The sequence below is a fragment of the Erwinia sp. BNK-24-b genome (genome assembly GCF_047456155.1).
Taxonomy (GTDB): Bacteria; Pseudomonadota; Gammaproteobacteria; order Enterobacterales; family Enterobacteriaceae; genus Erwinia; species Erwinia phyllosphaerae.
In genome coordinates, this window is record NZ_CP179901.1 from 4,384,515 (window position 1) to 4,407,084 (window position 22,570).

The window sequence follows — 22,570 nt, forward strand, 5'->3', positions numbered from 1 at the left end:
ATGTTGCAGATTGCTGATAAAACCTTTTCTTCCCGGCTGTTTACCGGCACGGGCAAATTTTCCAGCCCGTCCATCATGCTCGCGGCGTTAAAAGAATCCGGCACGCAGCTGGTTACCATGGCCATGAAGCGCGTGGACTTACGCGGTGGCGATGACGGTATCCTGCGGCCTCTCCAGCAGCTGGGCGTACAGCTTTTGCCTAACACTTCAGGTGCCAAAACGGCGGAAGAAGCCGTGTTTGCTGCACGTCTGGCACGCGAAGCGCTGGGAACCCACTGGGTTAAGCTGGAAATTCATCCCGACGTTCGCTATCTGCTGCCCGATGGTATCGAAACGCTGAAGGCAGCCGAAACGCTGGTCAGAGAGGGCTTCACCGTGCTTCCCTATTGCCACGCTGACCCGGTGCTGTGTAAAAGGCTGGAGGAAGTTGGCTGCGCCGCCGTCATGCCGCTTGGTGCGCCTATCGGCAGCAATCAGGGCCTGAAAACCCGCGATCTGCTGGCGATAATCATTGAGCAGTCTGGCGTACCTGTGGTGATCGATGCCGGTATCGGCGCGCCCAGCCATGCCAGCGAAGCGTTAGAAATGGGCGCTGACGCGGTGCTGGTTAATACCGCTATGGCTTCAGCACGCGATCCGGTGCAGATGGCACGCGCTTTTCGTCTGGCGGTTGAGGCGGGTAGCCTGGCCTGCGAAAGCGGACTCGGCAGTCAACAGCAGCAGGCTATTGCCACCAGCCCGTTAACCAGTTTTCTGCAAAGCGGAGCAACAGCATGAAGAGTTTTGTAGCGCAATGGGAAACGCTGGAGTGGGACGACATTCGGCTACGGATCAACAGCAAAACCTCTGCTGACGTGGAACGGGCGCTTAATGCCCCTAAGGTTGGCCGCGAAGAGCTGATGGCGCTGCTTTCCCCGGCCGCGCAGGCATGGCTTGAACCGATGGCGCGCAAAGCGCAGCTGCTGACGCGACAGCGCTTTGGCCACGCCGTTAACCTTTTCGTCCCGCTTTATCTTTCTAATCTGTGCGCCAATGACTGCACCTACTGCGGCTTTTCTATGAGCAATCGTATTAAGCGTAAGACGCTGGACGCGCAGGAAATTGAGCGTGAGTGCCGGGCGATACGGGCAATGGGCTTCGATCAGCTGCTGCTGGTCACCGGCGAGCATCAGAGTAAGGTTGGGATGAACTATTTTCGTCAGCACCTTCCCGCGATCCGTTCTCACTTTAGCTCGCTAATGATGGAAGTTCAGCCACTGGGTGAAGAAGAGTATGCCGAGCTGAAGACGCTGGGGCTGGACGGCGTGCTGGTCTATCAGGAAACCTATCATTCTGCGGTTTACGGCCAGCATCACTTAAAGGGTAACAAGCAGGATTTCTTTTTCCGCCTGGAAACGCCGGACAGGCTGGGGCGCGCGGGTATCGATAAAATTGGTCTTGGTGCGCTGATTGGCCTCTCGGACAGCTGGCGCACCGACTGCTATATGATGGCAGAACACCTGCTCTGGCTGCAAAAAACGTACTGGCAAAGCCGCTATTCCGTTGCTTTCCCGCGGCTGCGTCCCTGTGCTGGCGGCATCCAGCCGGCTTCGCTGATGGATGAAGCCCAGCTGGTGCAGGTTATCTGCGCGTTTCGGCTTTTTGCACCAGAAGTAGAGCAGTCATTATCAACACGTGAATCACCGCAGTTCCGTGACAAAGTGGTGCCGCTGGCGATCAATACGGTTAGCGCCTTTTCAAAAACGCAGCCGGGCGGCTATGCTGACGGACAAAGCGAGCTGGAACAGTTTTCTCCGCACGATAACCGTCGTCCACAGCAGGTCGCCGAGGCGCTTATCCAGGCCGGCATGCAGCCGGTCTGGAAAGACTGGGACAGCTGGCTGGGCAGAGCACCGGCTACTTAAGCGTTACCGGCGCGCGGCCAGGCATCTCGGCTATCGATGTGTCTGGCTGCTTTTGCGGCACGTCGGCAAACAGGACCTCGCCCAGCAGACTGTCTTTATTGATTACGCCATACTTCAGGTTAGTGCTGAGATATTTACGATCGAGCCCGGTCAGCTTGATAATCGGCGGCAATACCTCAGGTAATTTATCGACCATTATCATTCGACTTAGCTGAACCGCGTCCCAACTGACCAGCCGCTGATAGTAGATAGCGTTCGCCTCGCATTTCCTTAAGTAAAAATTATACTGATTATATTCACGCAGTGCCTGCTGCTGAGTAATATTCAAAATAAGATATTGTGGATTGGTGATCTTCTGGGCAATCTCTTTGTAATTCGGCAGCTGTTGTAATCGATTGAACATGGCTGCCGCGCCTTCCTCAATAATAGGTTTAAAATAGCGCAGCCAATTTTCAATAAAATGGTTCTTTTCAGGTACCGCCATAAACCACGTTTCAATAACTGGATAACGTTGATCAACGGTTGATACTTCACGATAAAAGGCGATCATGTCATAGCGGTTATCTTCGTTAACCGCTAAAAATGCATCCAGCGGCTGATTGAGTATGATGCTGGCGTCCATCCAGACGCCACCGTATTTGTACAGCAGCTCAAGACGAATAACGTCGCTACGGTGTGCCACCAGCAGATCCTGACGTGTAAACGTTAGCTCCGGCAGATACTGTGACAGGTTGCTGTCGTTCACTACGTTCACCGTCCAGGCTGGATTTTCACGTGCCACCTTATTGACGAAACTCTGAATTTCAACGGGTACCAGGGTTCCAGCCCAAAACATCCAGACTTTTTTTGGAATAGCATTTAATTGCTTATTATGAATAACGATATTCAGATCGTGTTCAAGAGCTGGATTATATTCCGCCATTTTTCTGCGCCTGGCTAACGCTTTTTCAATACGTAAACGCAGCGACACCGCATTTTTTAAAACGGGAAGCGCAAGCGCTTTTAGCTTGTTTTTATTCATAATTACCTCAAAAAGCGGCTGGCATAATTGAATAAAAAGCAGCGCGCCATTTACCGCAGAGTGGCAGAAGGTTTTTATAAAATTAGCAGGAGAGTGAAATAACCACAACAGCCAAAATGCCTGGCAAATAAGTTTAAGATAAAGCTCAAGGAGATATTTAAATTTATAAGGCGTTTTATATCCAGCTTACTCCAGTTGGAACTATTACTATTTAATAATATTCGGACCATCTGAAAATCAATGTAGCGATATCGACACTTTTTAATTTATTGAGATAAGCGGCAAGATTATAAAAAATCTTCGGCACGGCTTCCACAAACGGTCTCTTTTTCTGACCGGATCTGTTAACAGGCGTAGAGTTGGTGCTGGCGTTATCAGCTAGCGCCCAGGCCCGGAACCGCCTTCCCTTTTCCCGGGCCTGCCTCACCTTACCGCTTGCTCAGAAAGGCTTGCTTCCATCGCCTCCTCTATCATCTTGCCCAGCAGCTTCAGCGCTTCTTCTGTTTGTTCTGTAAAGGGTAACCCGTAGTTCAGCCGTAAGCAGTTGTCATACTTGCCGGAAGCGGAAAACATTGAGCCTACGGCAATCTGAATTCGATGCTTACGCATTTGCTTATCCAGCCATGTCGTGTCCACGGTTTCCGGTAGCTCTATCCACAGCAGGTAACCCCCCTGTGGACGAGTCACACAGACGCCACAAGGGAAATGCTGTAATACACAGGCGGTAAAAACGTCCAGGCTGCGCTGGTAACACTGCCTCATTCGCCGAAGATGCGCGTGGTAAAATCCCTGACGGACAAATTCTGCTACGGCAAGTTGCGTGTGCTGGACGGTGGCCCCCGTGACGATGTATTTCATGTGCAGTACGCGGTCCAGATAACGCCCGGGACTAACCCAGCCTACGCGAAGGCCCGGGGCCAGCGTTTTGGAAAAAGAGCTGCAAAGCAGGACGCGACCTTCCTGATCGAATGATTTTATGGTGCAGGGCCGTGGATATTGCCACGCCAGCTCGCCATAAACATCATCTTCAATAATGGCGATATTAAAGCGTTGCGCCAGCAACAGTAGTGCGCGCTTGCGCGCTTCCGGCATAATAAACCCCAGTGGATTATTACAGTTGGGCACCACAATAGCCGCCTTAATCGGCCACTGCTCCAGCGCCAGCTCCAGCGCTTCAAGGCTGATACCCGTTTGTGAGTCTGTCGGAATTTCAATAACCTTAACGCCAAAGCCGCGAAGGGTCTGCATGATGCCGTGATAGGCTGGCGACTCGACCGCTACGATATCGCCAGGCTGGCAAACCGCACGTACAGAGACCGAGAGCGCTTCCTGGCAGCCGTTAGTGATAACAATTTCTTCCGGCATCAGCTGGCAGCCGCTGTCGATAGCCAGACGCGCTATCTGTTCCCTCAGCTCATACACGCCATAAATGTCGTCGTAATCCAGCATTGCTGCATCCTGCTGCTGCCCGATGCGGGTGATAATTTTCCATAGCGGCTTGAGGGTAGGCTGCGTCAAATCAGGTCTGCCGTAGCCAAGCCGAAAAAGACCTTTCTCCTGTCGCGTGCTCAGCATCGCCAGGACTTCGTCCCACTGGGTGACATCCACCGGCTGTTGAACCGGGCGCGTTAAAGCAGGTAAAGGATGCCCCAGCTTATGCGGCGTCACAAAATAGCCAGAACGAGGCTGGGGCGTAATCAGCCGCTGCTCTTCCAGCAGATAATAAGCCTGCTGTACCGTACTGATACTGACGCCATGCTCTTTGCTTAGCGCTCTGACTGATGGCAGCCGTTCGCCACAGAGATAAAGCCCCTGGTTGATTCTCTCCGCCAATAACTTAGCCAGATGCTCGTAACGTGTCATCGCTTCCTGTCTCTTTCAGGTAGAAAACCAGTACAGATCCTAAGGTAGATCGCCATTCAGAACTACTATCGCGCAGACTGTATGTTAAATAAAAGTGATTATTGCATCTGTCTCACTGATTTCTTTCCGCGCAGAATAAACCTACGGCGGAACAGTGGGAGGCAGGCATGGAATTCAATGAAAACAAGGGCGGAAAACCTTTTAGCGCATCACCTTTTGTATTGATGTTCAGGTTACCGCGGCGATTGTGGCTGGCCTGGCGGCACCGGGTGCAGAGCCAAAAAGTATTAGCACGACTGAGCGATGCACAGCTAAAAGATATTGGGCTGACCAGCGAAGACGTAAAGAGGTTCAGATAATCAGGACCAGTAATACCCGGATAATGCAGGGCAGACAGAAATAAAAAACCCCGTCAGAACGGGGTTTTTTATTTCAAAACAGAATTGCCGTCCCGTTTTGAACTGTACAACTTAAAGTGCAAAAGCAAGCCAGTCGATGGTTAATATATAGACAGCAAGAGTAAAAGACCAGCTATTTTTTGTGGTGAAGTCTTTAGAGGTTATTAACGCTACTAAGATCACGAAATTGCCGTGATATTCTAATAAATACAATAATTTAATGCGTAAAATATCGCATATTGTTGATGAAGATATGCCGCTCGGTCTTACAGTTGTTATTGTGGCGGCGGGACCATCTCACCTGTTGCCGCAGGCCACCGGAGTAAGGAGAAGGGTTCTGCTATACCGTGAACGCAAGCCAGTCAATGTGCTTGTTTCGTTTGTAGCGTTCCGGTGGGCCATAAACGATAGCGGTTCCTGAGAAAGGAATCTCCCATGCAAAGACGCTATTTTTTTCTGTTGGTTGCGTTATTCATGGTACTGATGCTGAGCGGGAAAGGAAGCTGGCAGGTACACGTGTCAGATATCCATATCTTGTTCAACGTGCATCAGAACAGGTAAGGCCGTAAGCCGCTCTTCGGAGCGGCTTTTTTAATATCTGCGGCCAGCAATAAACGTAGCGTATTTTTTGCTCTGTATCCTTAAATTGCAGGTATAAAAAAACCCCACCGAGGTGGGGTTTTTACGGTCAGCAAAAACGGCGATTAATCGTCGTTTCCACCCAGACCCGCGTTCAGCAGTTCCGCCAGGCTGGCAGAAGCTTCGTCTGCGGTCACCTGAGGCACAACCGGCGCTTCGCCTGCCGCTTTACGACGCATACGATCCTGGTGATAGGCGTAACCGGTACCGGCTGGGATCAGACGGCCAACGATAACGTTCTCTTTCAGGCCGCGCAGTTCGTCGCGTTTGCCCGCAACGGCTGCTTCGGTCAGTACGCGCGTCGTTTCCTGGAAGGATGCAGCCGAGATAAAGGACTCGGTTGCCAGCGACGCTTTGGTGATACCCAGCAGATCGCGCATATAGGTTGCCGCGATTTTGCCGTTGGCTTCCAGTTCACGGTTAGAAATCTTAACGCGTGAAACTTCAACCTGCTCGCCGTCCAGGAAGTCGGAGCTGCCTGCGCTTTCGATGGTTGCTTTACGCAGCATCTGACGAACGATGACTTCGATGTGCTTATCGTTAATCTTAACGCCCTGCAGGCGGTAAACTTCCTGCACTTCGTTAGTGATATAACGGGTCACCGCATGCACGCCACGCAGACGCAGAATGTCATGTGGAGACTCTGGGCCATCGGAAACCACGTCACCACGCTCCACGCGCTCACCTTCGAACACGTTCAGCTGACGCCATTTCGGAATCATCTCTTCGTACGGATCGCTACCGTCAACCGGCGTAATGACCAGACGACGTTTGCCTTTGGTCTCTTTACCGAAGGAGATAATACCGCTGATCTCCGCCAGGATTGCTGGCTCTTTCGGACGACGCGCTTCGAACAGGTCAGCAACGCGTGGCAGACCACCGGTGATGTCCTTGGTACCGCCAGATTCCTGCGGAACACGAGCCAGGGTATCACCCGAGCTGATCTTCACGCCATCTTCCAGCTGCACAATCGCTTTACCCGGCAGGAAGTACTGAGCAGGCATATCGGAGCCTGGGATCATTACATCGTTACCGTTAGCATCAACGATTTTCAGCGCAGGACGCAGATCTTTACCGCCGGAAGTACGTTCTGCACTGTCCAGGATCACCAGAGAAGAAAGACCGGTCAGGTCATCCGTCTGGCGGGTAATGGTCTGGCCGTCAATCATGTCGGTGAAGCGAATGAAACCGCTCACTTCGGTGATTACCGGCATGGTGTGCGGATCCCAGTTTGCTACGGTTTCGCCCGCTGCAACCTGCTCGCCGTCGCCTTTCGCCATGGTAGAACCGTAAGGAACCTTATAGCTCTCTTTGGTACGACCGAATTCATCGATCATTTTCAGCTCGGTGTTACGCGAGGTGACAACCAGTTTGCCAGCGGAGTTGGTAACCGACTTGGCGTTAGAGAGTTTAATGGTACCTTTGTTCTTCACCTGAATGCTGGATTCGGCTGCCGCACGCGATGCCGCACCACCGATGTGGAACGTACGCATGGTCAGCTGAGTACCCGGCTCACCGATGGACTGTGCTGCGATAACGCCGATGGCCTCACCTTTGTTGATGATGTGACCACGCGCCAGATCGCGTCCATAACAGTGGGCGCACACGCCGAAGTCAGTTTCACAACTAACAACGGAGCGGACTTTCAGGCTGTCGACAGAGTGCTCTTCCAACAGGTCACACTGCTGTTCGTGCAGCAGGGTGTTGCGTGGCAGCAGGATGTCGGCCGTACCCGGCTTCAGCACGTCTTCTGCGGTTACACGACCCAGTACGCGTTCGCGCAGCGGCTCTTTCACGTCGCCACCTTCGATAACCGGAGTCATCATGATGCCTTCGTGCGTACCACAGTCGTCCTCGGTCACCACCAGATCCTGCGCAACGTCTACCAGACGACGAGTCAGGTAACCGGAGTTCGCGGTTTTCAGTGCGGTATCCGCAAGACCTTTACGAGCACCGTGGGTCGAGATGAAGTACTGCAGTACGTTCAGACCTTCACGGAAGTTCGCGGTAATTGGCGTTTCGATGATGGAGCCGTCTGGCTTCGCCATCAGGCCACGCATACCGGCCAGCTGACGGATCTGCGCAGCAGAACCACGAGCACCGGAGTCGGCCATCATAAAGATGCTGTTGAAGGAAACCTGACGCTCTTCTTCGCCGTCGCGGTTGATCACGACTTCGGTAGAGAGGTTTTCCATCATCGCTTTCGCAACGCGTTCGTTGGCCGCAGCCCAGATATCGATCACTTTGTTATAGCGTTCGCCAGCGGTTACCAGACCAGACTGGAACTGCTCCTGGATTTCGGCAACTTCGGTTTCCGCTTCGCTGATGATCTCGACTTTCTTCTCCGGGATCACCATGTCGTCGATACCCACAGACGCGCCAGAGCGTGCTGCATAGGCAAAGCCGGTGTACATGGTCTGGTCAGCAAAGATAACCGTCGGCTTCAGGCCCAGGATGCGGTAACAGGTGTTCAGCATCTTAGAGATCGCTTTCTTACCCAGCGCCTGGTTGACGATAGAGTAAGGCAGACCTTTCGGCACGATCATCCACAGGATCGCACGGCCTACGGTCGTATCGATCAGGCTGGTTTTCGACGTCCACTCGCCCTGCTCGCTTTTCTCGTGTTCGGTGATACGCACCTTAACGCGAGCGTGCAGAGAGGCCAGGCCAGCACGGTAAATGCGCTCGGCTTCTTTTGGACCAGTCAGCACCATGCCTTCGCCTTTGGCGTTAACACAGTCGCGGGTCATGTAGTACAGACCCAGTACAACGTCCTGAGAAGGAACGATGATTGGCTCACCGTTCGCTGGCGACAGGATGTTGTTGGTAGACATCATCAGCGCACGCGCTTCCAGCTGGGCTTCCAGCGTCAGCGGTACGTGAACAGCCATCTGGTCACCATCGAAGTCGGCGTTATAGGCCGCACAAACCAGCGGGTGCAGCTGGATAGCTTTACCTTCGATCAGGACTGGCTCAAATGCCTGGATACCCAAACGGTGCAGCGTTGGTGCACGGTTCAGCAGTACCGGGTGTTCGCGGATCACTTCATCCAGGATATCCCAGACGACAGCTTCTTCACGCTCAACCATTTTCTTGGCGGCTTTGATGGTGGTAGCAAGACCACGCAGCTCCAGCTTGCCGTAGATGAACGGTTTGAACAGCTCCAGTGCCATTTTCTTCGGCAGACCACACTGGTGCAGACGCAGGTATGGACCAACGGTGATAACGGAACGACCAGAGTAGTCAACACGTTTACCCAGCAGGTTCTGACGGAAACGACCCTGCTTACCTTTGATCATATCGGCCAAAGATTTCAGCGGACGCTTGTTAGAACCGGTAATCGCACGACCGCGACGGCCGTTATCCAGCAGCGCATCGACCGCTTCCTGCAGCATACGTTTTTCGTTACGTACGATGATGTCAGGTGCAGCCAGATCCAGCAGGCGCTTCAGACGGTTGTTACGGTTGATCACGCGACGGTACAGATCGTTCAGATCGCTTGTCGCGAAACGACCGCCGTCCAGCGGCACCAGCGGACGCAGATCCGGTGGCAACACAGGCAGCACGGTCAGGATCATCCACTCTGGCTTGTTGCCAGACTGTACGAACGCTTCCAGCAGCTTGATGCGCTTGGTCAGCTTTTTACGCTTGGTTTCAGAGTTGGTTTCGTTCAGCTCTTCACGCAGCTGCTCGCACTCCTGCCCCAGATCCATGTTTTTCAACAGGGCCTGAACCGCTTCCGCACCCATCTTGGCGTCAAATTCGTCACCGAACTCTTCCAGCGCGTCCAGATACTGCTCTTCAGTCAGGATCTGACGGCGCTCAAGGTTGGTCATGCCGCCTTCAACAACCACATAAGATTCGAAGTACAGCACGCGTTCGATGTCGCGCAGTGGCATATCCAGCAGCAAACCGATGCGTGATGGCAGCGATTTCAGGAACCAGATGTGCGCAGTAGGCGAAGCCAGCTCGATGTGGCCCATACGCTCACGACGAACCTTGGTCTGTGTAACTTCAACGCCACACTTCTCACAGATCACGCCGCGATGTTTTAAACGCTTGTACTTACCGCACAGGCATTCGTAATCTTTTACCGGCCCGAAAATACGCGCACAGAAAAGCCCGTCACGTTCTGGTTTGAACGTACGGTAGTTAATGGTTTCTGGCTTTTTAACTTCACCAAAAGACCAGGAACGGATCATGTCTGGCGAGGCCAGAGCAATTTTGATCGCATCAAACTCTTCGGTCTTAGTTTGCGCTTTCAGAAACTTAAGTAAGTCTTTCACGGATTAGCTCCCGTCGGAGTGAGACTTCTCAAGATGGCCCGGCAAGCCGGGCCATCCTGTAACCAGTACGAACTCGAGATATTCCCGACTATCTTTCAGGCCGCGGCGGTATCGACCGCAGCCCGAAATCAGGGAGTTACTCGTCTTCCAGCTCGATGTTAATGCCCAGCGAGCGGATCTCTTTCAACAGTACGTTGAAGGATTCCGGCATGCCCGGCTCCATCTGATGGTTGCCGTCAACGATGTTTTTATACATCTTGGTACGGCCGTTTACGTCATCAGACTTCACGGTCAGCATTTCCTGCAGGGTATAAGCGGCACCGTATGCTTCCAGTGCCCACACTTCCATCTCACCAAAGCGCTGTCCACCGAACTGCGCCTTACCACCCAGCGGCTGCTGAGTAACCAGGCTATAAGAACCGGTAGAACGTGCATGCATTTTGTCATCCACTAAGTGGTTGAGTTTCAGCATGTACATGTAGCCAACGGTAACCTGACGCTCAAACTGCTCGCCGGTACGGCCATCAAACAGCGTAATCTGACCGGAAGAAGGCAGGCCGCCGAGCTGCAGCAGCTCTTTAATCTCGCTCTCTTTCGCACCATCAAACACCGGAGTGGCAATCGGCATACCTTTTTTCAGGTTCTCAGCCAGACGCAGCACTTCATCGTCGGTGAAGGTATTCAGGTCAACTTTCTGACGCACGTCGGTGCCCAGATCGTAGGCGCGCTGAATAAACTCACGCAGCTTGCTCACTTCTTCCTGCTTTTTCAGCATGGCGTTAATTTTCTCGCCGATGCCTTTTGCAGCCATACCCAGGTGGGTTTCAAGAATCTGACCAATGTTCATACGTGACGGTACGCCCAGCGGGTTCAGTACGATGTCGACCGGCGTGCCGTTCTCATCGTATGGCATATCTTCGATCGGGTTGATCTTGGAGATAACACCTTTGTTCCCGTGACGACCTGCCATTTTGTCACCAGGCTGAATCTGACGCTTAACGGCCAGATACACTTTAACGATTTTCAGCACGCCAGGTGCCAGGTCATCGCCCTGAGTGATTTTGCGGCGTTTCGCTTCGAGTTTCTTCTCAAACTCGTGCTTCAGCTCGTCGTACTGCTCCGCCAGCTGTTCCAGCTGACTCTGTTTTTCTTCGTCGGTCAGGCCGAGTTCCAGCCAGCGCTCGCGCGGCAGCTTGTCCAGTTTTTCCGCTTCAACGCCGCCGGAAACCAGCAGGTAGTTGATACGGCTGAACAGGCCAGCTTCGAGGATCTGCAGTTCTTCAGACAGGTCTTTCTTCGCCTGCTTCAGCTGCATCTCTTCGATTTCCAGCGCGCGCTTGTCTTTTTCCACGCCATCGCGGGTAAAGACCTGCACGTCGATAACGGTACCGGACACGCCGTTTGGTACACGCAGAGAAGAGTCTTTAACGTCAGACGCTTTCTCACCGAAGATCGCACGCAGCAGTTTTTCTTCTGGCGTCAGCTGGGTTTCGCCTTTAGGCGTTACCTTACCGACCAGAATGTCACCGCCGGTCACTTCAGCACCGATATAGACGATACCGGATTCATCCAGCTTGGAGAGCGCTGCTTCACCCACGTTAGGGATGTCGGCGGTGATCTCTTCTGGCCCCAGCTTGGTGTCACGAGACACGCACGCCAGTTCCTGAATGTGGATGGTGGTGAAGCGATCTTCCTGTACCACGCGCTCGGAGACCAGAATGGAGTCTTCGAAGTTGTAGCCGTTCCACGGCATGAACGCGACGCGCATGTTCTGACCCAGCGCCAGCTCACCCAGATCCGTTGAAGGACCATCGGCCAGCACGTCACCACGTTCAATTGGTTCGCCCAGGTTGACACACGGCATCTGGTTGATACAGGTGTTCTGGTTAGAACGGGTGTACTTGGTCAGGTTGTAAATGTCGATACCGGCTTCGCCCGGATACATTTCGTCTTCGTTAACTTTAATAACGATACGGGATGCATCCACGTACTGAACGGTACCACCACGTTTCGCTACGGCTGTTACACCGGAGTCAACCGCTACCGCGCGTTCCATACCGGTACCAACCAGCGGCTTATCAGCACGCAGAGTAGGAACCGCCTGACGTTGCATGTTTGCACCCATCAATGCGCGGTTGGCGTCATCGTGCTCCAGGAACGGGATCAGTGACGCACCGACGGAAACCACCTGCTGGGTGGAAACGTCCATGTAGTCAACCTGATCGCGGCTGAACAGGCTCGATTCGCCTTTGCTACGGCAGGTCACCAGGTCGTCTACGAAGTGACCTTCGTCGTCGAGGTTGGTGTTCGCCTGAGCGATAACGTAGTTACCCTCTTCAATTGCAGAGAGGTAATGAATTTCGTCGGTCACCACGCCTTCGCGTACGCGACGGTATGGGGTTTCCAGGAAACCGTACTCGTTGGTCTGTGCGTACACGGACAGCGAGTTAATCAGACCGATGTTTGGACCTTCAGGCGTTTCGATTGGGCACACGCGACCGTAGTGAGTCGGGTGAACGTCTCGAACTTCAAAGCCTGCGCGCTCACGCGTCAGACCGCCCGGGCCAAGTGCCGAGATACGACGCTTGTGCGTAATCTCAGACAGCGGGTTGTTCTGGTCCATAAACTGTGACAGCTGGCTGGAACCAAAGAACTCTTTCACTGCTGCAGAAATCGGCTTGGCGTTGATCATGTCCTGCGGCATCAGGGTATCCAGATCGCCCAGAGACAGACGCTCTTTCACCGCACGCTCAACGCGCACCAGACCTACACGGAACTGGTTTTCAGCCATTTCGCCGACGGAACGGATACGACGGTTGCCGAGGTGGTCGATATCATCCACTTCGCCAATACCGTTACGGATACCGATGAGCTTCTTCATCACTTCAATGATGTCGTCTTTGCTCAGGATACCGGAACCTTCGATCTCGTCACGCAGCAGAGAACGGTTGAACTTCATACGGCCAACCGCAGAAAGATCGTAGCGGTCTTCAGAGAAGAACAGGTTCTCGAACAGGTTTTCAGCCGCTTCACGCGTTGGCGGTTCGCCAGGACGCATCATGCGGTAGATCTCAACCAGCGCGCTCAGGCGATCGGTGGTTGGGTCGACGCGTACGGTCTCAGAGATGTACGGGCCGTGATCCAGATCGTTGGTAAACAGCGTTTCAATGCGCTTGTGGCCGGACTGGCTCAGTTTGGCCAGCAGATCCAGCGACAGCTCCATGTTCGCGGCAACGATCAGTTCGCCGGTGCTTTCGTCGATGTAATCTTTAGCGACGACTTTACCTGCGATGTATTCAACCGGAACTTCGATGTGCTCAACGCCATCTTTTTCCAGCTGACGAATATGACGTGCAGTAATGCGACGGCCTTTCTCAACGTAGGTCGTACCGTTGGCTTCGATATCGAAGGAGGCAGTTTCACCGCGCAGGCGCTCTGGCACCAGTTCCATCTGCAGCTTGTTGTTGCGGATTTCATACACGACTTTTTCGAAGAACAGGTCAAGGATCTGCTCAGTGGTGTAGTTCAGCGCGCGCAGAATGATGGTCGCAGGCAGCTTACGGCGACGGTCAATACGAACAAACAGGTTGTCTTTCGGGTCAAACTCGAAGTCTAACCAGGAACCACGGTAAGGGATGATACGTGCGTTATACAGCACTTTACCCGATGAGTGGGTTTTACCCTTATCGCTGTCAAAAAAGACGCCAGGACTACGATGCAGCTGAGAAACGATAACCCTTTCCGTACCGTTAATGACAAAGGTACCGTTATCGGTCATGAGCGGAATTTCGCCCATGTAAACTTCCTGCTCTTTGATGTCTTTGACGGTGCCTTCCGGCGCTTCACGCTCGTAGATCACCAGGCGCAGCTTAACGCGCAGAGGCGCAGAATACGTGACGCCACGAATCTGACACTCTTTCACATCAAATACAGGTTCGCCTAAACGGTAGCTGACATACTGCAGCTCGGAATTACCGCTATAGCTTTGGATAGGGAACACGGAACGGAAGGCAGCTTCCAGACCATATTGACCTTCCGGATCTTGCTCGATGAACTTCTGGAACGAGTCAAGCTGGATAGAAAGGAGATAAGGAATGTCCAGAACTTGTGGACGCTTTCCAAAATCCTTACGAATACGTTTTTTCTCGGTATAGGAGTAAACCATAGGGTTCCTCAGCTCGCTGAAAAGTAGAACCTCTCTGTCCGTCCAGGGGGGACAGTTCATGCAACACTATTTTGTTGGCCCGGAATGACTATCTTCCGTAATACCTCTTTCTATCACTCTTAAATCATTTCATCGCCGTTGCCCGGCAGGGAACCGTGCAGGAAGGCAGTATATTAAGGCGTCGATAGAGAAAGATATTAAGCAAATCAACAGCTAAACAGTGTGAAAGGCCGTTGACGCTGTAGAGCGCAAAAAGGCTGGTGACCGAAAAGTCACCAGCCATCAGCCTGATTAACTCAGGCTGCAACCTGAAAGGTTGGCTTATTTAACTTCAACTTCTGCGCCAGCTTCTTCCAGTGCTTTCTTCAGAGCTTCTGCGTCGTCTTTGCTGATGCCTTCTTTCAGGGCAGCAGGTGCAGACTCAACCAGGTCTTTAGCTTCTTTCAGGCCCAGACCAGTTGCGCCACGTACTGCTTTGATCACGGCAACTTTGTTAGCGCCGATAGCTTTCAGTACAACGTCGAACTCAGTTTTTTCTTCAGCAGCTTCAGCAGGGCCAGCAGCAACAGCTACAGCGGCAGCAGCAGAAACACCGAATTTTTCTTCCATAGCGGAAACCAGCTCAACAACGTCCATTACAGACATAGCCGCTACTGCTTCCAGAATTTGATCTTTAGTGATAGACATGACAATTGTTCCTGTGAATCAGAAATAGTTTATACGTTAAAGTGCAACAGGCAAAAAAGCTTATGCAGCTTCTTTTGCGTCGCGTACGGCAGCCAGAGTGCGGACCAGTTTGCCTGCAGCGGCTTCTTTCATGGTCGACATCAGACGTGCCAGTGCTTCTTCGTAAGTTGGCAGAGTTGCCAGACGGTCGATATTCGCCGCCGTGATCAGCTCACCTTCAAAGGCCGCAGCTTTGACCTCAAATTTTGCATTCGCTTTCGCGAACTCTTTGAACAGACGAGCAGCAGCGCCCGGGTGTTCCATAGAGTATGCAATCAGGGTCGGACCAACAAACGTGTCTTTCAGGATCTCAAACTGAGTTCCTTCAACGACGCGGCGCAGCAGGGTGTTACGAACAACACGCATGTAAACGCCAGCTTCACGACCTGCTTTACGCAGTTCAGTCATTTTGCCTACTGGTACGCCGCGAGAATCCGCAACTACCGCAGACAGCGCGCCTTTGGCTACTTCGGTGACTTCAGCAACAATCGCTTGTTTGTCTTGAAGATTTAATGCCATTAGCTTTTGCTCCTGGATTTTTACCGGAGAAGGATTCCTCCGGAACTCACATCACCTGCCGACATCACTGAAGGCAGGCGCTCAAACACGGTGAGCAGAATCCAGCAAAGACTATAAAAATATTCTTCAGGTTCTGTCACCGTCTACGCAGGAAATTAAGTCTCTCGCGAAACACCTGCGGTCTTGGACGGAGGCCTGGATAAGGCCAGGCTCCAACCGAAAATTCTTTCTGCTCTGTATAAATACAGGACAACGGGCGTAAGATTCTAGACGAAACTTTCGCCCGCGTAAAGCAGATTAGTTAGCAGCAGCGTTCAGGCCAGCCTGATCAACCGCCACACCTGCACCCATAGTGGTGGAGATGCTAACTTTCTTAATGAAAACGCCTTTCGCCTGAGACGGTTTCGCTTTTTTCAGCGCAACCAGCAGGGATTCCAGGTTTTCTTTCAGTTTGTCCGTATCGAAATCAACCTTACCGATAGTGGTATGGATGATGCCGTTTTTGTCGTTACGGTAACGAACCTGGCCCGCTTTAGCGTTTTTAACCGCTTCAGCAACGTTAGGAGTAACGGTGCCTACTTTCGGGTTTGGCATCAGACCGCGTGGGCCCAGAACCTGGCCCAGCTGGCCAACAACGCGCATTGCATCAGGAGATGCGATAACCACGTCAAAGTTCATTTCGCCTTTTTTGATCTGGTCAGCCAGATCTTCCATACCTACCAGCTCTGCGCCAGCAGCTTTAGCTGCTTCGGCGTTTGCGCCCTGGGTAAATACGGCAACGCGTACTGAACGACCGGTACCGTGTGGCAGTACGGTTGCACCGCGCACGTTCTGGTCAGATTTACGAGCATCAATGCCCAGGTTTACCGCTACATCAACGCTTTCTACGAACTTAGCAGTTGCCAGTTCCTTCAGCAGAGCGACAGCTTCGTTGATGTCATACTGTTTAGTTGCATCAACTTTGTCACGGATCACGCGCATGCGCTTGGTCAGCTTAGCCATTTCTTAGTCCTCTACCACCAGGCCCATGGAACGAGCAGTACCTTCGATTGAGCGAGTCATCGCTTCAACGTCAGCACCAGTCATGTCCGCAGCTTTAGTTTCTGCGATTTCACGTACCTGAGCACGTGATACTTTACCTACTTTGTCTTTGTTCGGCTTGCCGGAACCAGACTTGATACCAGCCGCTTTCTTCAGCAGTACTGCTGCCGGAGGCGTTTTGGTAACGAAGGTGAAAGAACGGTCGGAATAAACGGTAATAACAACCGGAGTAGGCAGGCCTTTTTCCAGGGATTCTGTTTTGGCGTTAAACGCTTTACAGAATTCCATGATGTTAACGCCCTGCTGACCCAGTGCTGGACCAACTGGTGGACTCGGGTTTGCCATACCGGCTGCAACCTGCAGCTTAACGTAGGCTTGTACTTTCTTAGCCATGATAATTCCTCTATTGGGTGCGAACGCTCCGTAAAGAGCTCCCCGTGATTAATATTCACGCGCTGAACCAGCGCATAAAAACAAAAGGCGCGAAATTGTAGGGCAATTTCGCGCCTCTCGCAACTGATATCTGTATTCCGGCCTACATTTTGCGCAAGCCGGACCCAGCGTCAGCCTTTCTCAACCTGTCCAAAATCCAGCTCTACCGGCGTTGCACGGCCAAAGATGGAAACGGAAACTTTCAGGCGGCTTTTCTCATAGTCCACTTCTTCAACCACACCGTTAAAGTCGGCAAACGGGCCGTCGTTAACGCGAACCATTTCACCTGGTTCAAACAGGGTTTTCGGACGTGGCTTATCACCCGCAGACTGCAGGCGATTCATAATCGCGTCGACTTCTTTATCGCTAATAGGTGCCGGACGATCGGAGGTACCACCAATGAATCCCATGACGCGGGGCACGCTGCGCACCAGGTGCCAGCTTGCATCGTTCATGACCATTTGTACCAGAACATAACCGGGGAAGAACTTGCGTTCGCTTTTACGACGCTGCCCGCCACGGATCTCAACCACTTCTTCGGTTGGAACCATGACGTCGCCAAAAAGCTCTTCCATGTTATGTAATTTGATATGCTCGCGCAGCGACTGGGCTACACGGCCTTCAAAGCCGGAAAACGCCTGAACGACGTACCAGCGCTTTTTTGGAGCTTCAGACATCTCAGAACCTCAGGCCAGTGATAAACGATACGAGACGAACCAGAATACCATCCAGTCCCCACAAAATCAGTGACATCACGGCAGTAACCGCGGCAACGATTAACGTGGTATGCAACGTTTCCTGACGAGTCGGCCAAATAACCTTGCGAACTTCCGTGCGCGCTTCACGGGCAAATGCCAGCGTTGCTTTGCCTTTCGTCGTCAGCAGCGCAATGCCACCTGCTGCTGCGATCAGGATTACAACGGCCAGCGCGCGCAGTGGGAGGGTAACTTCACGGTAATAGTAGTTGCCGACAACGGCCACAAGCAGCAGCACAGCTACCGCTAACCATTTTACCGTTTCCAGTCCGCGCCCGCTCCCTTGAGCTTCGGTATTAGCACTCATAAACCAACCTGCCACAATAGATCAGAAACTATTTTGCCGCGTCATACGCGGCAACCGAACCGAATGATGCTGTCAGGCGAAACTCGGCATATAACGCCGTGCTACAGAGCCTGCCTCAGCAATGATTATGGTTGAAAATCACTGATGAGCCAGGTTCTATGTTACAGCGTGCAAAAAGGGCATCAAATGATGCCCTCTTCTTGTGCGTTGCGTCAAATATTATCAGCGATTAAGCGATAACTTTAGCAACAACGCCCGCACCAACAGTACGGCCGCCTTCACGGATTGCGAAACGCAGACCGTCGTCCATCGCGATTGGGTGGATCAGGGTAACGACCATCTGAATGTTGTCGCCTGGCATTACCATCTCAACGCCTTCTGGCAGTTCGATGGTACCGGTCACGTCAGTTGTACGGAAGTAGAACTGTGGACGGTAGCCTTTGAAGAACGGAGTATGACGGCCGCCTTCGTCTTTGGACAGGATGTACACTTCAGATTCGAACTTGGTGTGTGGCTTGATTGAGCCTGGCTTAGCCAGAACCTGACCACGCTGGATATCTTCGCGCTTGATACCGCGCAGCAGGATACCACAGTTCTCACCCGCACGGCCTTCGTCCAGCAGCTTACGGAACATTTCAACGCCGGTACAGGTTGATTTCACGGTATCTTTGATACCAACGATTTCAACTTCTTCACCAACTTTAACGATACCGCGCTCTACACGACCGGTAACAACGGTACCACGGCCGGAGATAGAGAACACGTCTTCGATTGGCAGCAGGAACGGCTTGTCGATTGCGCGCTCTGGCTCTGGGATGTAGGTATCCAGGTGACCAGCCAGCTCAATGATCTTAGCTTCCCACTCTGCTTCGCCCTGCAGTGCTTTCAGTGCAGAACCGCGAACGATTGGCAGGTCGTCGCCAGGGAAATCATAAGCAGACAGCAGCTCACGCACTTCCATTTCAACCAGTTCCAGCAGCTCTTCATCATCAACCATGTCGCACTTGTTCATGAACACGATGATGAATGGAACGCCAACCTGACGACCCAGCAGGATGTGCTCACGGGTCTGCGGCATTGGGCCGTCAGTCGCAGCAACAACCAGGATCGCGCCGTCCATCTGCGCAGCACCGGTGATCATGTTTTTCACATAGTCGGCGTGGCCTGGGCAGTCAACGTGCGCGTAGTGGCGAGTCGGGGTGTCATATTCAACGTGAGAGGTGTTGATGGTGATACCACGAGCTTTTTCTTCTGGTGCGTTATCGATCTGGTCGAATGCACGAGCAGAACCGCCGTAGGTTTTAGCCAGAACGGTGGTGATAGCAGCAGTCAGGGTAGTTTTACCGTGGTCAACGTGGCCGATAGTACCAACGTTGACGTGCGGTTTGGAACGTTCAAATTTTTCTTTAGACATCGCTTGTCCCTCTAAGACACGGATAAATCGGTGATATCACCACATCAACCAGGCAGTGCCTGAACTGTTGAATTTTAACGTACAGAGAAGAATCAGGGAGGGAGATTTAGAAGTGGTGCTGATACCCAGAGTCGAACTGGGGACCTCACCCTTACCAAGGGTGCGCTCTACCAACTGAGCCATATCAGCACGGCTTGGAGCGGGCAGCGGGAATCGAACCCGCATCATCAGCTTGGAAGGCTGAGGTAATAGCCATTATACGATGCCCGCATCCTGGAACTCGGCTACCTGTTCTGTCTGTAGCTTATGAATAACAGAAATGCTTTCCTGCTACTCGAGTCAACCCGCATTTGCTTGATGACTCTGACTGTGCTTGTGCTCAGCCTGAAATCTGTATTTGCAGCCTGATGGTGCAAGGCTGAAATGGTGGTGGGAGAAGGATGAAGTCGCGCTGCTCCTTGCCCTACCGGGTCAAACCTTCGAGGTCGAAGCTTCTCGTCCTTCCCCGTGGGGAAGCTGGAGAACTTTGCCTCTTATTAACACTGCGAACAATGTTAATGGTGGTGGGAGAAGGATTCGAACCTTCGAAGTCGATGACGGCAGATTTACAGTCTGCTCCCTTTGGCCGCTCGGGAATCCCACCTGGGGTACTTGATGGTGCCGGCTACCGGAATCGAACTGGTGACCTACTGATTACAAGTCAGTTGCTCTACCAACTGAGCTAAGCCGGCATCAAGTGGTGCGCATTCTAGGAAGACTGGAGGCGGGATGCAACAAAAAAATTGCGATAAAAGTTCTTATGCCTGTTATTTGTGCAATTCTTCGCAAAATCCTGCTTTGCATCAATGGAAATGCGCAAAGAAACAGCGATGGCGTTATTTTTTAACCAGCACGAAGGCGCGGGTTTCGGCGGTTTACCCATGAACTATCGTCGCGTTTTTTCTAAATGTCCGAAGAATCGCGGCTTGTTTCAGAGAATCGTAGCGCTAATTTTTCAATAAATGCGGCGGCCGTTGCGTTTGCACCCGCAAATTTTATTTTTCCTTCTGGTTACGCCCCGTCTGGTGTTAACCTCCTGCCCATTGTTTTCTGAAATTTACCTTAGTTACGCGTTTAGAAAGAGCCGATACGTTCGCTCTGTCTATCCTGGCGTCACCACAGGCGAGTTCTTGCTGGCAGAAGCATGCATATGAAAAAAGAGTCCTTGTTGACCACACCCTATCTGCAATTTAATCGTTCGCAATGGGCCGCGCTGCGTGATTCCGTGCCGATGACCCTGAGTAAAGAAGAAATTGCGCAGCTGGAAGGGATAAACGAAGATCTCTCTCTGAATGAAGTCGCAGAGATTTATCTGCCGTTGTCCAGACTTCTTAACTTCTATATCAATTCTGATTTACGTCGTCAGGCGGTACTTGAACAGTTTCTTGGCACTAACGGCCAGAAGGTTCCTTATATTATAAGTATCGCTGGCAGCGTGGCCGTAGGAAAAAGCACGACCGCACGCGTTTTGCAGGCGCTGCTGAGCCGCTGGCCGGAACATCGCCGCGTTGAGCTGATTACCACCGACGGCTTTTTGCATCCAAACCAGATATTAAAAGAACGCGGGCTGATGAAGAAAAAAGGCTTCCCGCAGTCTTACGATATGCATCGCTTAGTGAATTTTGTATCCGACCTTAAATCAGGCGCGGCGCAGGTCACGGCCCCCGTTTATTCGCATTTAATTTACGACGTCATTCCCGATGGCGATAAAGTCGTACAGCAGCCGGATATTTTGATTCTGGAAGGATTAAATGTTCTGCAAAGCGGCATGGATTATCCACACGATCCCCATCACGTGTTTGTCTCGGACTTTGTGGACTTTTCCATTTATGTCGATGCGCCAGAAGATCTGCTGCGCCACTGGTATATCAATCGCTTCCTGAAGTTCCGCAAAGGCGCTTTTACCGATCCGGATTCTTATTTTCATAACTATGCGCAGCTGCCTGAAGATGAAGCCGTGGGCATCGCTACTCAGCTGTGGGAAGAAATTAATCTGATGAACCTGAAAGAGAATATTTTGCCGACGCGTGAAAGAGCCAGTCTGATTATGACCAAGAGCACCGATCACGCGGTGGATCTGGTCAGGCTCAGAAAGTAGCGCCTACCGGTTACGCCACGGATGGCGTGTAAACCCCTACCGCTGCCGGGAAATCTTTCTCTGCTTAACGGCGCGAGGCCAGCCAGACGGCATAGGCTTCGTCCCAGATAGCCGCAGGCGTTCCTGCCCTGCCCAGTCCGAACCCGTGCCCACCCCGCGTAATTTTAATCTGCTCAACCGGTACGCCCATGCGGCGACAGGCATCGTGCATAATCTGCGTATTGTGCGGATTAGAGGTATGGTCATCTTCCGCCTGCGCTAAAAACGTCGGCGGAAACCTGCGCGTAACGTAATTTTCTACCGACCAGCCGGCTTCGTCAGCCGGTGAAGCATTTTTCCCTACAAGCTCAATATGCGTATGCGTGTGGGTATAAGGTGCTTCCAGCGTAATCACCGGATAAATCAGCCCGACGCTGTCCGCAACTGGCGCGACGTTGTCCAGGGCATCCCGTGGAGAGTAGGTGACAAAATCTGGCCGCGCGGCCGTCATCCCCATCAGGTGGCCGCCAGCAGAAAAGCCCAGTAAGTGCACTTTTCTTTCCATAGACCGTACCAGCCTGATAGCGCGCTGCGCATCCTGGAAAGGCGCCAGCCTGCCCGCGTGCCATTTTTCGTGTGGCAGACGATAGCTCAGCACATAAGCCGTATAGCCGCGAGCGTTCAGCCAGCGCGCCACGGGCCACGCTTCGCCGCCCATCCCTATCCAGCGATAGCCGCCGCCCGCCGCGATCAGCACGGCCGAACCGTTCGGCTCCTGCGGCTGAAAGCGCTGGATGGCCGGACTGACAATGTTTGACCAGGAACCGTTCGAGGAAATATGCAGGTCGCCGCTGGGGCCGCCGCCGCCCGGCGGTTCATCCTGCCATAAAGGAATGATGTCCTCTCTGGCAAACAATTTCCCGGCCGTCATGGCAAGCATCGCTGCGCCTGTTCCCATTATTAACCGACGTCGACTAATCATCT

Annotated in this window: 17 protein-coding genes and 4 tRNA genes; 5 read left to right on the forward strand and 16 right to left on the reverse strand. The window is 52.6% G+C overall.

The genetic code is table 11. The features are described 5' to 3' along the window. Together ACMGGR_RS20220 and thiH are read left to right on the forward strand one after the other, a co-directional pair. Positions 1-777, forward strand: coding sequence for a thiazole synthase (locus ACMGGR_RS20220; RefSeq protein ID WP_414147724.1), 777 nt, complete (start codon positions 1-3; stop codon positions 775-777). Continuing rightward, a complete protein-coding gene (thiH, locus tag ACMGGR_RS20225) occupies positions 774-1,904 on the forward strand; it encodes a 2-iminoacetate synthase ThiH (protein ID WP_246760145.1) in 1,131 nt (376 codons plus the stop codon). Before ACMGGR_RS20220 ends, thiH begins: the two co-directional genes overlap by 4 nt. Here the strand turns inward: thiH and ACMGGR_RS20230 are convergent. Beyond that, a complete protein-coding gene (locus ACMGGR_RS20230; protein WP_246760146.1) occupies positions 1,897-2,925 on the reverse strand; it encodes a glycosyltransferase family 32 protein in 1,029 nt (342 codons plus the stop codon). The two genes, thiH and ACMGGR_RS20230, sit on opposite strands and share 8 nt — an antisense overlap. Before the next feature lie 423 nt (positions 2,926-3,348). Next, positions 3,349-4,788: a PLP-dependent aminotransferase family protein gene (locus ACMGGR_RS20235; protein ID WP_414147725.1), complete on the reverse strand. Its 1,440-nt coding sequence runs from the start codon at positions 4,786-4,788 to the stop codon at positions 3,349-3,351. 167 nt (positions 4,789-4,955) lie between these two features. Here ACMGGR_RS20235 and ACMGGR_RS20240 point away from each other — a divergent pair, with 167 nt between their 5' ends. Then, positions 4,956-5,147: a DUF1127 domain-containing protein gene (locus ACMGGR_RS20240; RefSeq protein WP_246760148.1), complete on the forward strand. Its 192-nt coding sequence runs from the start codon at positions 4,956-4,958 to the stop codon at positions 5,145-5,147. Between the two features lie 474 nt (positions 5,148-5,621). Then, a complete protein-coding gene (locus ACMGGR_RS20245) occupies positions 5,622-5,747 on the forward strand; it encodes a hypothetical protein (protein WP_281434603.1) in 126 nt (41 codons plus the stop codon). A gap of 143 nt (positions 5,748-5,890) precedes the next feature. Here the strand turns inward: ACMGGR_RS20245 and rpoC are convergent, their stop codons facing one another. From rpoC to ACMGGR_RS20310, 13 genes are all read right to left on the reverse strand, one after another. After that, entirely contained in the window at positions 5,891-10,111 is a 4,221-nt protein-coding gene (gene rpoC / locus ACMGGR_RS20250; protein WP_414147726.1) for a DNA-directed RNA polymerase subunit beta', read from the reverse strand. A 136-nt stretch (positions 10,112-10,247) separates the two neighbouring features. Then, positions 10,248-14,276 carry a DNA-directed RNA polymerase subunit beta gene (gene rpoB / locus ACMGGR_RS20255; protein ID WP_246760150.1) on the reverse strand — a complete coding sequence of 1,343 codons (4,029 nt, stop codon included), beginning with the start codon at positions 14,274-14,276 and terminating at the stop codon, positions 10,248-10,250. 321 nt (positions 14,277-14,597) lie between these two features. Beyond that, positions 14,598-14,963: a 50S ribosomal protein L7/L12 gene (gene rplL / locus ACMGGR_RS20260; RefSeq protein ID WP_034898574.1), complete on the reverse strand. Its 366-nt coding sequence runs from the start codon at positions 14,961-14,963 to the stop codon at positions 14,598-14,600. 60 nt (positions 14,964-15,023) lie between these two features. Beyond that, positions 15,024-15,521: a 50S ribosomal protein L10 gene (gene rplJ, locus ACMGGR_RS20265; RefSeq protein ID WP_246760152.1), complete on the reverse strand. Its 498-nt coding sequence runs from the start codon at positions 15,519-15,521 to the stop codon at positions 15,024-15,026. Positions 15,522-15,818: 297 nt separating this feature from the next. Beyond that, on the reverse strand, positions 15,819-16,523 hold the full coding sequence (gene rplA / locus ACMGGR_RS20270) for a 50S ribosomal protein L1 (protein ID WP_246760153.1): 705 nt from the start codon (positions 16,521-16,523) through the stop codon (positions 15,819-15,821). 3 nt (positions 16,524-16,526) lie between these two features. Further along, entirely contained in the window at positions 16,527-16,955 is a 429-nt protein-coding gene (gene rplK, locus ACMGGR_RS20275) for a 50S ribosomal protein L11 (protein WP_034828899.1), read from the reverse strand. A gap of 170 nt (positions 16,956-17,125) precedes the next feature. After that, positions 17,126-17,671 (reverse strand): transcription termination/antitermination protein NusG, encoded by a 546-nt coding sequence (nusG, locus tag ACMGGR_RS20280; RefSeq protein WP_024966040.1) that lies wholly within the window; start codon positions 17,669-17,671, stop codon positions 17,126-17,128. Position 17,672: 1 nt separating this feature from the next. Next, positions 17,673-18,056: a preprotein translocase subunit SecE gene (gene secE, locus ACMGGR_RS20285; protein WP_246760154.1), complete on the reverse strand. Its 384-nt coding sequence runs from the start codon at positions 18,054-18,056 to the stop codon at positions 17,673-17,675. 229 nt (positions 18,057-18,285) lie between these two features. Continuing rightward, entirely contained in the window at positions 18,286-19,470 is a 1,185-nt protein-coding gene (tuf, locus tag ACMGGR_RS20290; RefSeq protein WP_147193965.1) for an elongation factor Tu, read from the reverse strand. Positions 19,471-19,583: 113 nt separating this feature from the next. After that, a tRNA-Thr gene (locus tag ACMGGR_RS20295) sits at positions 19,584-19,659 on the reverse strand. A gap of 6 nt (positions 19,660-19,665) precedes the next feature. Continuing rightward, positions 19,666-19,740, reverse strand: a tRNA-Gly gene (locus tag ACMGGR_RS20300). A gap of 288 nt (positions 19,741-20,028) precedes the next feature. Beyond that, positions 20,029-20,113, reverse strand: a tRNA-Tyr gene (locus ACMGGR_RS20305). A 12-nt stretch (positions 20,114-20,125) separates the two neighbouring features. Beyond that, a tRNA-Thr gene (locus tag ACMGGR_RS20310) sits at positions 20,126-20,201 on the reverse strand. 452 nt (positions 20,202-20,653) lie between these two features. Here ACMGGR_RS20310 and coaA point away from each other — a divergent pair. Beyond that, complete coding sequence (gene coaA / locus ACMGGR_RS20315; protein WP_246760155.1) at positions 20,654-21,607, forward strand: type I pantothenate kinase; 954 nt, start codon at positions 20,654-20,656, stop codon at positions 21,605-21,607. A gap of 64 nt (positions 21,608-21,671) precedes the next feature. Here coaA and ACMGGR_RS20320 read toward each other — a convergent pair whose 3' ends face one another. Then, entirely contained in the window at positions 21,672-22,568 is an 897-nt protein-coding gene (locus ACMGGR_RS20320) for an alpha/beta hydrolase (RefSeq protein WP_246760156.1), read from the reverse strand. Positions 22,569-22,570: the final 2 nt, after the last annotated feature.